General features: G+C 66.1%; 1 protein-coding gene and 1 pseudogene. Both read right to left on the reverse strand.

Annotated features, from left to right (window positions below; translation table 11 throughout):
* The coding region (locus tag EN964_RS35135) for an ABC transporter ATP-binding protein (RefSeq protein WP_164776428.1) at window positions 1–1,051 on the reverse strand (1,051 nt) is incomplete at its 3' end.
* Window positions 1,048–1,217: pseudogene (locus EN964_RS38980) on the reverse strand (ABC transporter permease); the annotation flags it as partial. The pseudogene EN964_RS38980 and the gene EN964_RS35135, both read right to left, overlap by 4 nt.

Below are 1,217 nucleotides of genomic sequence, written 5' to 3' on the forward strand. Positions count from 1 at the left end.
GAATAATCTGGTCGGTATTGCAGGAAATCGCGACCGTGTCGCCCGGCTGGACGGCCGCCGTCGCGGGCAATTTGGCGATGAAGTGAAGCGAGGGGTCCTCGATGGAAACCGCAAGCACGCGCTTGAAACTGCCCTGGAAGACCACGTCGCTCACTCTGGCCGCGCCGAGCCTGACACTGCCGCTGGCCTCGCCGAGGACAAGATGCTCCGGCCGTATGGCCAGCGCAACGGCGGAGCCCACCGGCAGCGCGCCGGGCAGCGAGACCGGCCCGACGGGCGTGGCGACGGTGCTTGTCCTCTCCTTCGCCTCCGTGACTGTGCCGGCAAGGATCGAGCTTTCGCCCATGAAGGTGGCGGAAAAGCGCGTCGCCGGCCTGTGATAGACGCGCTCGGGCGGGCCTTCGTCCTCGATGCGCCCGTCATTCATCACCACACAATGGTCGGCCAGCGCCATCGCTTCTTCCTGGTCGTGGGTGACGTGGATGAAGGCGGTGCCGACGCGCTTCTGGATCGCTTTCAACTCGTCCTGCATCTGCCGGCGTAATTTGAGATCGAGCGCGCCGAGCGGCGCGTCGAGCAGAAGCACCGCCGGCTCGATCACCAGCGCCCGCGCCAGCGCCACGCGCTGCCGCTGGCCGCCGGAAAGCTGATGCGGCTTCTTGTCGAAGGCGGAGGCGAGGCCGACCAGCGCAAGCGCTTCACGCGCCTTTGCCGCCCGGGTAGCGCCGTCGACGCCCTGCATGCGCAGGCCGAAGCCGACATTGCTGCCGACGCTCATATGCGGGAACAGCGCATAGTCCTGGAACACCGTCGTCGTCGGCCGCTTGGCCGGCGGCACCGAGGTGCAGTCCTCGCCACGGATGAACACCTTGCCTTCGCTGGGGGTGACGAAGCCGCCCAGAATGGAGAGCAGCGTCGTCTTGCCGGAGCCGGACGGCCCGAGCAGGATGGTGTAGCTGCCGGGCTCGATCTGCAGCGAAACGTCATTCAGCACGGTGTGCTGGCCGAAGCGATGCGAGACGGCACGAATATCGACCAAAGGCGCGGTCATGCCTTTCTCCTGCGCAGCAATGTCAGTTCGAACAGCACCACCAGCACGATGGAGACGGCGAAGACCAGCGAGCCGACGGCGTTGGTCTTGGGGTTAAGGCCGGAGCGCAGCAGGTTCCAGATTTCGACCGGCAGCGTGGTGTCGAAGCGGGTGAGCAGGAAGGAGA

The organism is Mesorhizobium sp. M7A.F.Ca.CA.001.10.2.1, from assembly GCF_003998575.1.
Lineage (GTDB): Bacteria > Pseudomonadota > Alphaproteobacteria > Rhizobiales > Rhizobiaceae > Mesorhizobium.